Source organism: Burkholderia sp. MSMB0856, assembly GCF_001524645.2.
Taxonomy (GTDB): domain Bacteria; phylum Pseudomonadota; class Gammaproteobacteria; order Burkholderiales; family Burkholderiaceae; genus Burkholderia; species Burkholderia diffusa.
This window is the reverse complement of sequence record NZ_CP013429.1, coordinates 914,971-928,638: the sequence shown is the minus strand read 5'-3', so window position 1 is coordinate 928,638 and position 13,668 is coordinate 914,971. Positions and strand designations below refer to the sequence as shown.

The following is a 13,668-nucleotide window of genomic DNA, read 5'->3' as shown; positions in this document are numbered from 1 at the left end:
TTCATGGCGCTGAAATGCACATCGCCCGCCGTCCGTCGTCGGACCGCGGGCGATGCAAGGGATGCCGTTTATGGGAGCGGCGTGCGCGCCGCATCCGGTATCAACCCGGCTGTCGCCCCGGCACCGTCTCGCCACGCAGCGAGCATCCGCGCGTCTCGATCACCCCCGACAGCGCCACCAGCCCGATCGCACAGGCCGCCATCATGTAATACGCGGGAATCAGCGCATTGCCGGTCTTGCCGATCAGCCAGTCGTTGACGATCGGCGCGGTGCCGCCGAACAGCGACGTCGACACGTTGTACGCGATCGCCATGCCCGCATACCGCACGTGGGTCGGGAACATCGCCGGGAACATCGCGGAGATGGTCGCGAGCTGCGGCACGTACAGCAGACCCAGCACCGCGAAGCCGACGAATGCACCGAGCACGCCGTGCGTCATCAAGGTGAACATCGGCACGGCCGCAACGAACAGTCCGACCAGCGAGATCCACCACATCGCCTTGCGGCCGACGCGATCCGACAGCCAGCCGGCGAACGGCAGCAGCACCATCATCGCGAGCATGCCGATCAGCGGAATCAGCAACGACATGTTCTCGCTGACGCCGAGCTCCTTGTGCATGTAGGTCGGCATGTACGCGAGCAGCACGTAGTTGACGACGTTCAGCGCGACGACGAGCCCGCCGAGCAGCAGCAGTGGCCGCGCAAAACGGACCAGCAGCTGACCGATCGGCAGCGCGGTCGCGGCGGTGCTCTGCTCGCGCCGATGCGCCTGCTCCTCGAGTTCGCGGAACACCGGCGTTTCCTCGAGACGCGAACGCAGATAGAAGCCGATCAGCCCGAGCGGCGCCGCGACGAGGAATGGCAGGCGCCAGCCCCACGCGTGCATCGCGGTGTCGCCGAGCAGCAGCGCGAAGCCGAGCATCAGCAGCGCGCCGAGCGAGAACCCGGCGAGCGTCGCGAATTCGAGGAAGCTGCCGCACAGGCCGCGTCGCGAATCCGGCGCGTATTCGGCGATGAAGGTCGCCGCGCCGCCGTATTCGCCGCCGGTTGAAAAGCCCTGCACCATGCGCAGCACGATCAGCGCGGCCGGCGCGAGCCAGCCGGCGCTCGCGTAGGTCGGCAGCACGCCGACGAGCAGGGTCGCGCCCGACATCGTGAGAACGGTCAGCGCGAGCACGCGCTTGCGGCCGAGGCGGTCGCCGAGCGGGCCCCAGAACAGGCCGCCGAGCGGGCGGATCAGGAACGAGATCGCGAAGGTGCCGAGTGCGAACAGCGTCGCGCTGGCCGTGTTGCCGGGAAACAGCGCGGCGGAGATGTAGGCGAGTCCGTACGCGTAAATGCCGTAATCGAACCATTCGGTCGCATTGCCGAGGGCGGCGGCCGCGATCGCGATCCGCGGCAGGCAGTGCGGCTCGTCGCCGCGGGAAGCCGTCTCGTCCGGAACGGACGTGGCGGCGGAAACGGAAGTCCACGATGGCACGTATCGCATGAGGGGTCCTCGCTATCAGCGTGCGCCCGGGCGGGCGCCGACGAGGATCAAAGTAATCCCGCCAATTAGCGATGCCCGATGTCATAGGACGATGTGGGGATCGGGGTTTTCCCGTGCCGTGGTCGCTGCTTACCGCACGTGCGGCAGCAACGCGCGCAGCCAGCACGCGACCGCCACCGCGCCGCCATCCGGCGTGCCGATCGCGCGTTCGCCGAGATAGCTCGCACGCCCCGCGCGCGGCGTCATGCCGGCCGTTCGCTGCGCGCCGTGTTCCGCCGCGTCGACGGCTTGCGCCCATGCGCCAGCGGGGTCGCGCTCATGATCGAGCGCGCGATCGAACGCATCGGCGGCCGGCACCAGCGCATCGAGCATCGTCCGGTCGCCGGCACGTGCGCCGCCCAGTTCGGAGATCGCATCCACCGCGCTGCGCAATGCCGCAGCCCAGTCGCGCGCCGAGGGTGCGGCGGTATCCGAGGCATCGGCGAGGCGCCGCGACGCGCGCAGCAGCGCGGTCGCATAAAACGGTCCCGAACTGCCCGCGATCGCTCGACGCAACGTGGTGCCCAGCGCCGCGAGCGCGCCGGCCGGCGTGCCGTACGCGGCTTCCGGCAACGCGAGGATCGCCTGCGCGGCGCGATACATGCTCGCGCCGAGATCGCCGTCGCCGGCGGCCGTGTCGAGTTCCGTCAGCGTCGCTTCGTTGTCGATCAACGCTTGCGCGACCGCGTGCAGCGCCGGCTGCAGCCGTGCTGCCCACGCGCGGCCGGCCGAATCGAGCGGCGGCAGCGGCTGGTCGGGCGCGGCTGCCGAGGCCACCCGGATCTGCGCGTTGACCGCGCCGCCGCCGGGCCAGGCGCGCGCCTGCGTCGGCGCGTCGAGCAGGGCGGCGCGTTCGTCGTTCAGCCGCAGCAGCGAGATCGAGCAACCGGGCATGTTCAGCGCCGACAGGAACGTGCCGGCCCATGCCCGCGCGACGGCGATGCCGCGCCGGCTCAGGTTGTCGTACGCGGCGCGCAGCACGATCGCCAGTTCCATGTCCGGCGTCGCGCCGAGACCGTTGACGAACAGCGCGACGCGCTCGCCGCGATCGAGCACGAGATCGGCGACGATGCTCGACAGCAGTGTCTCGACCAGCGCGTCGGCCGGCAGCGGCGCGGTGCGTTCGACGCCTTTCTCGCCGTGGATGCCGAGGCCGAGCTCGATCTCGTGATCGGCGAGGCTGAACCCCGACTTGTCGGCGCCGGGGATCGTGCAGCCGTCGAGCGCGACGCCCATCGTGCCGAGTTCGGCGGCCGCGTCGCGCGCGATTGCCGCGACGCGGGCGAGCGGCAACCCGCGCGCGGCGGCCGCGCCGGCCAGCTTGTGGATCAGCACGGTGCCCGCGATCCCGCGTCGTTGCCCGCGTTCGACGCGGCCGCGCAGCGACACGTCGTCGGCGACGATCACGGTCTCCACGGGAATGCCCTCGGCGCGCGCAAGTTCGGCGGCCAGCCCGAAATTGAGGCGGTCGCCGGTGTAGTTCTTCACGATGAGCAGCGCGCCGTTCGGGCCGGCGCACGCGCGGATCGCGGCGAGCACGGCGTCGGTGGGCGGCGACGTGAACACCTCGCCGCAGACGGCCGCGCTCAGCATCCCTTCGCCGACATAGCCGCCGTGCGCGGGCTCGTGGCCGCTGCCTCCGCCGGACAGGATCGCGACGGGGCGCTGCGACGGCTCGGGCAACGGCTGGCGCACGAGCACCTGCTCGTCACCGAGGATCGCGACATGCGGCGACTGCCGCGCGATGCCTTCAAGCATTTCGCGCACGACATCGGACGGGTGGTTCACGAGCTTTTTCATGGCAACGGGTTCCTGACGGTGGGACGAAGCCCGGCGGCACGCATGCCGTGCCGCCGGGCTTCGAACTTTGGATGGTAGACGGCGCGCTCAGAAAGCGGCGCGCCGCGCGGCCGGCGTTACGTAACATCGAAGCATTCGTAGCACGAATGTAACGAAAACAGAGCCGCTCATGGGGACCGAAACGTATCGAGCATGATTGCGGGCAGCACTCGCACGGGCGCGCTGAGGCTGGCGTTGCGGCGGGCAGGCCCGTTCGCCTGGCGCCAATGGCATGGAAAATGCTGTTTCTCTCCCGGTCCTCAACCGAACATTTCCATCGCCCGGACCGCGAGGAGACCACCATGTATCGAACCCGCATTGTCACGTCCGCGGCGTTGCTCGCCGCCGCCGGCATGCTGGCCGCCTGTGGCGGCAACGACGTCGCCGCACCGTCGAGCGCGAACGCGAGCACCAGCGGCGCAACCGTCGGCGGCAATACGCCGGGCAGCAACACCTCGGACGGGGGCTGGGGCACCAGCGGCGCCCCCGGCACCCGTGGCGTCGTGAGCACCGCCGGCGCGCTCGCGATCGGCGTCGGCTCGACCGTCAGCGCGATATCGTTGCCGGTACTCGGGAATACCGTGACGCGCAGCGCAGGCGACACGATCTCGAGCGTCAGCACGATTTCGCGCGCCGCGACCGATGCGCTCAGCAACGGGCTCGGCAAGATCGGTTCGACGTCGAACCCGGTCGGCACGACGGTCGCCGGCCTTGGCGACGTCGTCGGCGCGACGGCGAATCCGGTCGCGGGCCTCGCGCAGACCGTCCGCGCGCTCGGCTCGGGGCCGCTGGCGCCGCTCGCGCCGGTGACGACACCCGTCGGCGCGGTGCTCGACACCGTGGCCGGCGGACTCGGCACGGCAGGCAATACGGTCGGCGCGACGCTGGCGTCGGGCGCCGTGCAACAGGTCACGCAGCCGCTCAGCTCGGCCGTCACGCCGCTCGTCATCACGGCTGGCCAGGCGACGCAGCAGATTGGCGCGACCACGGGCCTCGGGCAGCCGGTGGCCGGTCTGCTCGGACAAGTCGGCAGCGCGCTGGCGACGACGGGCTCGCGAATGGGGTCCGTTTCGTCGCAGCCGGCCGTCGGCGCGGTGGGGGCGCTCGTCGGCGCGCTCGGCAATACCGTCACGAACGCGGGTGGTCTCGTGAACTACAACGGCCCGAATGGCGTCGCGCCGATTCCCGGCCTGATCGTGAGTCTCGCGGGCGCTTCCATTACCACCGTGCAGAACGGTCCGTCGAACGGTTCGAGCGCGTCCGGCCCGCTCGGCGGCGTGCTGTCGGGGCTCGGCTCGACGCCGCTCGGGTCGCTGACCGGTGCGCTCGGCGGCACGACCGGTGCCGGTGCGGCAAGCCCGCTGGCGCCGGTGACGAATCTCGTGTCGACGGTCACCGGCACGCTCGGTGGCGCGGCGGGCGGAGCCGGTTCCTCGGCGAATCCGCTCGCGCCCGTTACGTCGTTGCTCGGCGGCGTGACGGGCGGCGTCGGGAAATAGTGGCGTACCGCACGGCGAGCAGCGCATCGGCTTGGCCGGCCCATGCCGTCGATGAATTGCCAAAAGCCGAAGCGTCGGGCGCCCGCGTCGCCGACGCGCGGCGCCGCGTGCTGCCGCGCGATCGCGCTCACTTGACCGCCGCGATCGCCTTCGCGCGAATCAGCCGCGCACGCAGCACATTGCGGCTGATGCCGAGCAGTCGAGCAGCCTGCACCTGATTGCGGTGACTGAAGTCGAACGCGACCCGCATCACGGTATCCTCGATGCGTTCGAACAGGTTTTCGTGGGGCTCGTCGAACAGCGCGCACAGTGCCAGTTCGAGCGCTTCCTGACCGGGCACGCGGCCCGCCGCTTCCCGCGCGCCGGCAACCACGACCCGCACGCATGACGTCGACAGGTTCAGGTCGGTGTCCTGCAGCGCATCGTGGCGGCTCACCAGCAGCGCGTGATGGATCACGTTCTCCAGTTCGCGGATATTGCCGGGCCACGAATGCGCTTCGAGGCGGCGCGCCGCGCGCGGGTCGATGCTGCGCGGCCCGTGGCCGACGCGGCTGCGGTATTCGTCGAGGAAGTGGCGTGCGAGCGGCAGGATGTCGCCCGGCCGTTCGCGCAACGTCGGCACGTCGAGCCGCACGACGTTGAGCCGGTAGAACAGGTCGGCGCGAAACCGTCCGTCCGCCACCGCTTGCTGCAGGTCGACGTTGGTTGCGGCCACCACGCGCACGTCGATCGGAACGCCCGTGCGCGAGCCGAGCCGCACGACCTCGCGCTCCTGCAGCACGCGCAGCAGCTTGACCTGCATCGACAGCGGCAGGTCGCCGATCTCGTCGAGAAACAGCGTGCCGCCGTTCGCGGCTTCGAACCAGCCGTGCTTCGCGCCGACCGCGCCCGTGAATGCGCCTTTCTCGTGACCGAACAGTTCGCTGTCGACGAGCGTGTCGGAGAGCGCGCCGCAGTTCACGGCGACGAACGGGCCGCCGCCGCGATGGCTGACGTCGTGCACCTGACGCGCGATCAACTCCTTGCCGGTGCCGGTCTCGCCGACGATCAGCACGTTCGCGTCGCTCGGCGCGACGAGCCGTACGCGTTCGAGCAGCGCGAGCGAACGCAGATCGACGAACACGGGCGCGCGGGTGCGGGCTCGCGCATGGTGCGTGGAGCGCTCGAGAACGGGCGCGCCGCGCGATTCGTCCGGCTGCGCGGTGACGACACGAAGGTTGACCGGACGCGGCGTGGCAAACAGGGAGGTCATGGCGATGAAGGCGTGAGTCGATCGAACGGTTCGAACCAGCGTCGACTGGCGCCGCGGTCCGGTTGCTGCCTGGTCAGCAGAGTGTTCAGTGTTTTTCGCCGCACGGGAAACATCGATTTCTGATAACGAAAGCCGGATTGCTGCGCAGGATGCAACGGCGCGGAAGCGCGCCGTCGCGACAGCGGATTCGACGTCATCGCGTTCAATGCAATGGCGTCCGGTCGCGGCGATCCGCCGAATGGCGGGCGCGAAACTGCTGATCGAGCAGCAGCGCATCAGCAACGCTGTTTCCGTCGGTTCATCGCGCTGCGGAATATCGATGCGATGCGGCTGGCGAAACGCTTTCCATGGCTGGTTATTTGGCCGCGAAAGCTTTGACAGATGGGCGATCGAATGAAACTTCGTGATGCGGATGATCTGCGCGATCGTGCATCCGTCGACAATGGCACGCTCCTTGCGAACCCGACCTGAATCCGCGCGCGCTTGTCGCCGCCGCGTAGCCCGTCTTTCGTTTTTTCCTTCGATCAGGACCTCTCATGAGCATTCACGAACCAGCAGCCGACGGCGTCAAATTCGCGTACTGGGTGCCGAACGTCAGCGGCGGCCTCGTCGTCAGCACGATCGAGCAGCGTACCGACTGGAGCCTCGAGTACAACCAGAAGCTCGCGCGCACGGCCGAGGCGGCCGGCTTCGACTACGCGCTGAGCCAGATCCGCTTCACGGCCGGCTATGGCGCCGAATACCAGCACGAGTCGGTCTCGTTCAGCCAGGCGCTGCTGCATGCGACGACGAAACTGAAGGTGCTCGCCGCGATCCTGCCGGGGCCGTGGCATCCGGCCGTAGTCGCGAAGCAACTCGCGACGATCGACCACATTTCCAACGGACGCATCGCGATCAACGTCGTCAGCGGCTGGTTCAAGGGCGAATTCACATCGATCGGCGAGCCGTGGCTCGAGCACGACGAACGCTATCGGCGCTCGAAGGAATTCATCCAGGCGCTGAAGGGCATCTGGACGCAGGACAATTTCACGTTCAAGGGCGACTTCTACCGCTTCAACGATTACACGCTGAGCCCGAAGCCTGTTCAGAAACCGCACCCGGAGATATTCCAGGGCGGCAGTTCGCGCGCGGCGCGCGACAACGCGGCGAGCGTGTCGGACTGGTACTTCACGAACGGCAATACGCCGGAGAACCTGAAGGCGCAGATCGACGACATCCGCGCGAAGGCCGCCGCGAATGACCATCGCGTGCGGATCGGCGTCAACGCGTTCGTGATCGCGCGCGACACCGAGGAAGAGGCGCGGGCCGTGCTCGACGACATCGTCCGGCACGCACACGTCGAGGCCGTGCATGCGTTCGGCGATGCGGTGAAGGAGGCCGGCAAGGCATCACCGGAAGGCGAGGGCAACTGGGCGAAATCCACGTTCGAGGATCTCGTGCAGTACAACGACGGTTTCCGCACGAACCTGATCGGCACGCCGCAACAGATCGCCGAGCGGATCGTCGCGCTGAAGGCGATCGGCGTCGATCTCGTGCTCGCCGGGTTCCTGCATTTCATCGAGGAAGTCGAGTATTTCGGCAAGCGCGTGTTGCCGCTCGTGCGCGAGCTCGAAGCGCAGCGGCACGCGGTTGCCGCGTGATGCGCGAGGGTGTGCAGGACGTGGCGATCGTGTGAACGTCACGGCCGGCGCCGCGTGCCGCCGGCCAACAACGATCGCTGCGTCACGACGAGCGGCGCGGGCCGGGCGTGAATTCATCCGATCCGCGTCCTGCCGCCCGCGTCACGCTGCACCCGCCATTTTCGATGCCTCGACGAGCATCTGCACGCTGAGGCCACCGAGCACCGCACCCATCGCCCAGCGCTGCGCGAGCAGCAGCGCCGGACGCCCATGCAGGAACTTTGCGATGCCGCTCGAGCAGATCGCGACCAGTCCGTTCGCCGACGCGAACGCCGCGATCAGCAACGAACCGAGAAAGAGCGACTGGCCGAACACGCTGCCTTGCCGGTAATCGATGAACTGCGGCAGCAGCGACACGAACAGCATCACGAGCTTCGGATTCAGCACGCTGGTCGTCGCGCCCATCGCGAGCAGCCGCAGCGGCTGCTCGTTCGGCAGTGTCTTCACCTCGAACGGCGACCGGCCGCCCGGCCGGACCGCCTGCCACGCGAGGTAGAGCAGATACGCAGCGCCCACCACGCCGAGCACGGTGCCCGCGTACGGCACGCTCAGGAACAGCGTCGTGATCCCGAACGCGGCGCCGAACATGTAGAACAGATAGCCCACCATCACGCCCGCCAGCGATATCAGCCCGGCGGTGCGCCCCTGCGCGATCGAGCGCGACATCACGTAGACCATGTTCGGCCCCGGCGTGATCGCGAGCATGCCGCCGATGACCAGGAATCCGTAGAGCGAGCCGGAGGTGTGCATGGTTGCTGCTTCCCGCGATGAATGTCGATGGCATTCATTGTCCGGCGATGGAGGCGGTCAGTAAAACGGGATAAACTGAATCGATTGATCAGATTTTCTGAATACCATGAAAAAGCTCGATCTCGATGTGCTGGCAATGGTGGTGGCGGTGACGGAATCCGGTTCGTTCGCGCAGGGCGCGCAAGCGGTGCACCGGTCGCCGTCGGCGGTGAGCATGCAGATCAAGGCGCTGGAGGATGCGCTCGGCAAGCCGCTGTTCATTCGCGACACGCGCAACGTCACGGCCACCGACGACGGCCGCATGCTCGCCGAATACGGCCGCCGGATGCTGGCGATGCGCGACGAGGCGTGGGCGTCGGTCGTGCGCCCGGAGATCCGTGGGCGCGTGACGATCGGCGTGCCGGACGATTACATCTCGTCGCTGCTGCCGCAGGTGCTCGGCAAGTTCGCCGCGATGCATCCGCGCGTCGAAGTGCGCGTGATCGGCCAGCCGAGCAGCGCGCTCGTGCCGATGCTGAAGGACAACACCGTCGACCTTGCCTGTCTCACGCGCATCAAGGGCGTGACCGGCGAACTGGTGCGGCGCGAGCCGATCGTGTGGACGGGCTCGGCAAAACGGAACGTGTGGGAAGAGCGGCCGCTGCCGGTCGCGTTCTTCACGCACGGCGGCAGCATGGCGCGCGATCACGCGATCAAGGCGCTGAACCGGCAGAAGATTCCGTTCCGGATGTCGTACGAGAGCCCGAGCTTCCTCGGCTTGCTCAGCATGGTCGAGGCCGGCCTCGCGGTCGCGCCCCTCGCGCGCTGCAGCATTCCCGCGCATCTGGTTCAACTGTCGCCGAACGAAGGGTTGCCGCCGCTCGACGCGCTCGACGTCGTGTTGGCGCGCAGCGCGCAGTCGGCGCGCCCGCCGTGCGATTACCTCGCCGAACAGATTCTCAATGAATGGCGCGCGTGATCGCGCGGTCCGTCCGCCCGCGCGTCAGCACGATTTCAGCAGCCATTCCCGAAACGCCACCAGCGACGGCAGCGTGTCGTTTTCCGGCGGATACACGAGGTAGTAGCTGCGCTGGCTGGTGATCGCGTCGCCGATCGACACCAGTTCGTTGCGGCTCAGCTCGTCCTCCACCAGCACCTTCGGCACGAGGCCGATCCCCATCCCGGCCCGCACGGCCTGGATCAGGTGCGACGTCAGCTCGAAACTGGGGCCGATCCGCATCTCGCGATGATCTAGCCCGAAATGCGAGAACCATTCGGCCCACGCGTGCTGATTGCTCGTCACACCCAGCAGCGTCTGCCCCACCGCCCACGCCGGCGCACGCGGGCCGGCCTTGCGGCGCCCGGCCGCCGCATCGGGGCTCGCGATCGCGATCAGGAACTCGTTGTACAGCCGGTGCGCGTGCAAGCCGGGCCAGTCGCCCGCGCCGACGGTGATGGCCGCGTCGAGGTCGTCGGTGTGGAAGTCGATGCCACCGATCCGCGAATGCAGGTGTACGGTCACGCCCGGATGCGCGGCGTAGAAATCGTGCAGATGCGGCAGCAGCCATTTGGAGCCGAAGGTCGGCAAGGTCGCGAGCCGCAGCGTGCCGGCTCCGGCCTGATGCGACATCGCCTGCAGCGTCGCACCGCGGATGCGCCCGAGCGCGCCGCTCAGCTCGACGAAGTAGCGCCGTCCGACTTCCGTCAGCTTCACCGAGCGGCCCTCACGCCGGAACAGCGGCACGCCGAGCTGATCCTCGAGCGTCTGGACCTGCCGGCTGATCGCGCTCTGGCTCAGCGACAGCTCGTCGGCCGCGCGCGTATAGCTTTCGTGGCGCGCGGCGGCTTCGAACACCAGCAGCAACGACATGGACGGAGTCAGGCGACGATAATTCATGAGTTTTATGCAAGTTTTGCCGGGGGAGAATTCGTTTGTTTCTCGCGATGATTCGCAAGATACTGGATTTCCGCGTTGCGGGGAATCTTGCTCAAAACTCATGTTTCCGAGCGAAGCCACGCGCCGCTCCATCCACATTGCGCTTTCATCCCATGTCGATCGCTTCGTTGCCCCGTCCCGTCAGCCCGCCCGAGGGCCGTTATCGCGACTTTCTCGCCGCCCTCCAGGCGGCCGGATTCGCCGGTGAAATCCGCGCGGACCATGCGAACCGGACCGTGCAGGCGACCGACAACTCGATCTACCAGCGCCTGCCTCAGGCGGTGATCTGTCCCGCGCATGCGGAGGACGTGCGACTGCTCGCGCGCCTGCTCGCCGAGCCTGCGCACCGCGACGTCGCCGTGGCGGCGCGCGGCGGCGGCACGGGCACCAATGGACAGTCGCTGACCGACGGCGTGGTCGTGGATCTGTCGCGCAACATGAACCGGATCCTGGAAATCAACGCCGGCGAGCGCTGGGTGCGCGTGCAGGCGGGCGTCGTCAAGGACCAGCTCAACGCCGCGCTGAAGCCGCATGGCCTCTTTTTCGCGCCCGAGCTGTCGACGTCGAACCGCGCGACGGTCGGCGGAATGATCAACACCGATGCGAGCGGGCAGGGCAGCTGCACGTACGGCAAGACGCGCGACCACGTGCTGGCGCTCGACTTCGTGCTGATGGGCGGCGAGCAGCTGCACAGCGACGCGCTCGCCGATGACGAACTGGAACGCCGCTGCGCGCGGCAGGACCGCGTCGGCAAGGTTTATCGCACCGCACGCCGTATCAGCGACGAAAAGGCCGCGCTGATCGACGCGAAGTTTCCGAAGCTCAATCGCTGCCTGACCGGCTACGATCTCGCGCACCTGCGCGAACCGGACGGCCACTTCAACCTGAACAGCGTGTTGTGCGGCGCCGAAGGCTCGCTCGGTTTCGTCGTCGAGGCGAAGCTGAACGTGTTGCCGATCCCGAAGTATTCGGTGCTCGTCAACGTGCGCTACGCCGGTTTCATGGACGCGTTGCGCGATGCGCGTGCGCTGCTCGAACTCAAGCCGCTGTCGATCGAGACGGTCGACTCGAAGGTGCTGATGCTCGCGATGAAGGATTTCGTGTGGAGCAGCGTGGCCGAGTATTTTCCGCAGGACGATGCGCGTCCGACGCTCGGCATCAACCTGATCGAATTCAGCGGCGACGATGCCGACGACGTCGATGCGCGCGTGCGCGCGTTCGTCGAGCATTTGCGCACCGACACGAGCGTCGAGCGGCTGGGTCACACGCTCGCGACCGGCGACGATGCGGTGAAGCGCGTGTACGCGATGCGCAAGCGCGCAGTCGGCCTGCTCGGCAACGTGCAGGGCGAGGCGCGCCCGCAACCGTTCGTCGAGGACACTGCGGTGCCGCCCGAGAATCTCGCCGCGTACATCGCCGAATTCCGCGCGCTGCTCGATGGCCACGGGCTGCAATACGGGATGTTCGGCCACGTCGACGCGGGCGTGCTGCACGTGCGCCCGGCGCTCGACATGAAGGACCCGAAGCAAGCAGCGCTGGTGCGACCGGTGTCAGACGCGGTTGCTGAACTCACGCAGCGGCATGGTGGCCTCTTATGGGGCGAACACGGCAAGGGCGTGCGCTCCGAATATGCACCGGCGTTCTTCGGCGAGCTGTATCCGTCGCTGCAGCAGCTGAAGGCCGCGTTCGATCCGCACAACCAGTTCAACCCCGGCAAGATCGCGACGCCGCCGGACAACGCGCTGCGGCTGCTGAAGATCGACGAAGTGCCCACGCGCGGCGACCACGACCGACAGATCGACGAGCGCGTGTGGCAGAGCTACGGCACGGCGATGCACTGCAACGGCAACGGCGCGTGCTACAACTTTGATCCGGACGACGCGATGTGCCCGTCGTGGAAGGCGACGCGCGAACGCGTGCAGTCGCCGAAGGGGCGCGCGTCGCTGATGCGCGAATGGTTGCGTCTGCAAGGACAGGCCGGCATCGACGTCGTCGCGGCGGCGCGCGCGCGACAGCCGTTCTTGCGCGGCCTCGTTGCGCGCTGGCGCAACAGCCGCGCCGCGCGCGACGGCGAAGCCGACTTCTCGCACGAGGTGTACGACGCGATGGCCGGCTGCCTCGCGTGCAAGTCGTGTGCGGGGCAGTGCCCGGTCAAGGTCAACGTGCCCGAGCTCCGCTCGCGTTTTCTCGAGCTGTATCACCAGCGTTACCAGCGGCCGCTGCGCGACTATTTGATCGGCTCGCTCGAATTCACGATGCCGTGGATGGCGCGCGTGCCCGCGCTGTACAACGGCCTGATGCGTGCCGGCTGGGTGCGCACGCTGCTCGAGCGGCACGTCGGCATGGTCGACAGCCCGCTCCTGAGCCGCTTCGACCTCGCGGCCGTGATCCGGCAGTGGAACGTGCGGCCGGCCGATCCGCGGGCGCTCGCCGCGCTGGACGAGGCGCAGCGCGCGCGCAGCGTCGTGATCGTTCAGGATACCTTCACGCGCTATTTCGACACCGAGCAACTGGCGACGCTGATCGAGCTGGCCGCGCGCGTCGGCTTCCAGGTGTGGCTCGCACCGCTCGCGCCGAACGGCAAGGCGCTGCACGTCCAGGGCTTCCTCCGCGCGTTCGAGCAGGCGGCGATTCGCAACGCGACGCAACTGGCCGCGCTCGCGCGATCGGGTGTCGCGCTCGTCGGCCTCGATCCGGCGATGACGCTCACATATCGGCAGGAATACCTGAAGGTGACGGGGCTCGCCGACGTGCCGAAGGTCGCGCTGCCGCAGGAGTGGCTGCTGCACGCGCTGCCGGAAGCCGCGGCGGGCGCGGGTTCGGGCGACGTATCGGCGGCGTATCGGCTGCTGCCGCATTGCACCGAGAAGACCAACGCGCCGGACAGCGGCAAGCAGTGGGCGCAGGTATTCGCGCGTCGCGGGCTGCGCCTGGCGGTTCAGGCGGCCGGCTGCTGCGGGATGTCGGGGACGTACGGGCACGAGGCGCGCAACCTGCAGACGTCGCAGGCGATCTATGCGCAATCGTGGGCCGCGCATGTCGATGCGCCGGACGAGGCGGGCGAAGCGCTGGCGACCGGGTATTCGTGCCGCAGCCAGGTGAAGCGCATGTCCGCCCGGCAGCTGCGTCATCCGTTGCAGGCGCTGCTCGATCACGTGCGTGCGGCGGGGTGACGGGCGGTGGTGAGTGTGATGCGGCAGCGCACG

9 protein-coding genes are annotated in these 13,668 nt (G+C 68.3%); 4 read left to right on the top strand and 5 right to left on the bottom strand.

The features are described from left to right. Nucleotides 1-100 precede the first annotated feature (100 nt). Both WS87_RS32830 and WS87_RS32825 read right to left on the bottom strand, forming a co-directional pair. Nucleotides 101-1,489 (bottom strand): MFS transporter, encoded by a 1,389-nt coding sequence (locus tag WS87_RS32830; protein WP_059820760.1) that lies wholly within the window; start codon nt 1,487-1,489, stop codon nt 101-103. Between the two features lie 129 nt (nt 1,490-1,618). After that, nucleotides 1,619-3,328 carry a dihydroxyacetone kinase family protein gene (locus WS87_RS32825; RefSeq protein ID WP_059820761.1) on the bottom strand — a complete coding sequence of 570 codons (1,710 nt, stop codon included), beginning with the start codon at nt 3,326-3,328 and terminating at the stop codon, nt 1,619-1,621. Nucleotides 3,329-3,669: 341 nt separating this feature from the next. Here WS87_RS32825 and WS87_RS32820 point away from each other — a divergent pair, with 341 nt between their 5' ends. Beyond that, nucleotides 3,670-4,866, top strand: coding sequence for a collagen-like triple helix repeat-containing protein (locus tag WS87_RS32820; protein WP_059820762.1), 1,197 nt, complete (start codon nt 3,670-3,672; stop codon nt 4,864-4,866). A 127-nt stretch (nt 4,867-4,993) separates the two neighbouring features. Here the strand turns inward: WS87_RS32820 and WS87_RS32815 are convergent, their stop codons facing one another. Then, the gene (locus WS87_RS32815; RefSeq protein WP_059820763.1) at nt 4,994-6,118 is read right to left on the bottom strand and encodes a sigma-54 interaction domain-containing protein; all 1,125 of its coding nucleotides are present in this window, start codon (nt 6,116-6,118) and stop codon (nt 4,994-4,996) included. Nucleotides 6,119-6,654: 536 nt separating this feature from the next. On the opposite strand from WS87_RS32815, the gene sfnG reads away from it, so the two are divergent. Beyond that, the gene (gene sfnG / locus WS87_RS32805) at nt 6,655-7,758 is read left to right on the top strand and encodes a dimethylsulfone monooxygenase SfnG (RefSeq protein WP_059820764.1); all 1,104 of its coding nucleotides are present in this window, start codon (nt 6,655-6,657) and stop codon (nt 7,756-7,758) included. A gap of 141 nt (nt 7,759-7,899) precedes the next feature. On the opposite strand, the gene WS87_RS32800 is transcribed toward sfnG, so the two are convergent. Then, nucleotides 7,900-8,547 carry a LysE family translocator gene (locus WS87_RS32800; RefSeq protein WP_059820765.1) on the bottom strand — a complete coding sequence of 216 codons (648 nt, stop codon included), beginning with the start codon at nt 8,545-8,547 and terminating at the stop codon, nt 7,900-7,902. A 106-nt stretch (nt 8,548-8,653) separates the two neighbouring features. Here WS87_RS32800 and WS87_RS32795 point away from each other — a divergent pair, with 106 nt between their 5' ends. Beyond that, complete coding sequence (locus tag WS87_RS32795) at nt 8,654-9,505, top strand: LysR substrate-binding domain-containing protein (RefSeq protein ID WP_059530741.1); 852 nt, start codon at nt 8,654-8,656, stop codon at nt 9,503-9,505. A 24-nt stretch (nt 9,506-9,529) separates the two neighbouring features. On the opposite strand, the gene WS87_RS32790 is transcribed toward WS87_RS32795, so the two are convergent. After that, a complete protein-coding gene (locus WS87_RS32790; protein WP_059530738.1) occupies nt 9,530-10,423 on the bottom strand; it encodes a LysR substrate-binding domain-containing protein in 894 nt (297 codons plus the stop codon). Nucleotides 10,424-10,575: 152 nt separating this feature from the next. Between WS87_RS32790 and ydiJ the strand changes: the two genes are divergently transcribed. Next, a complete protein-coding gene (gene ydiJ, locus WS87_RS32785) occupies nt 10,576-13,635 on the top strand; it encodes a D-2-hydroxyglutarate dehydrogenase YdiJ (RefSeq protein ID WP_059820766.1) in 3,060 nt (1,019 codons plus the stop codon). Nucleotides 13,636-13,668 lie beyond the last annotated feature (33 nt).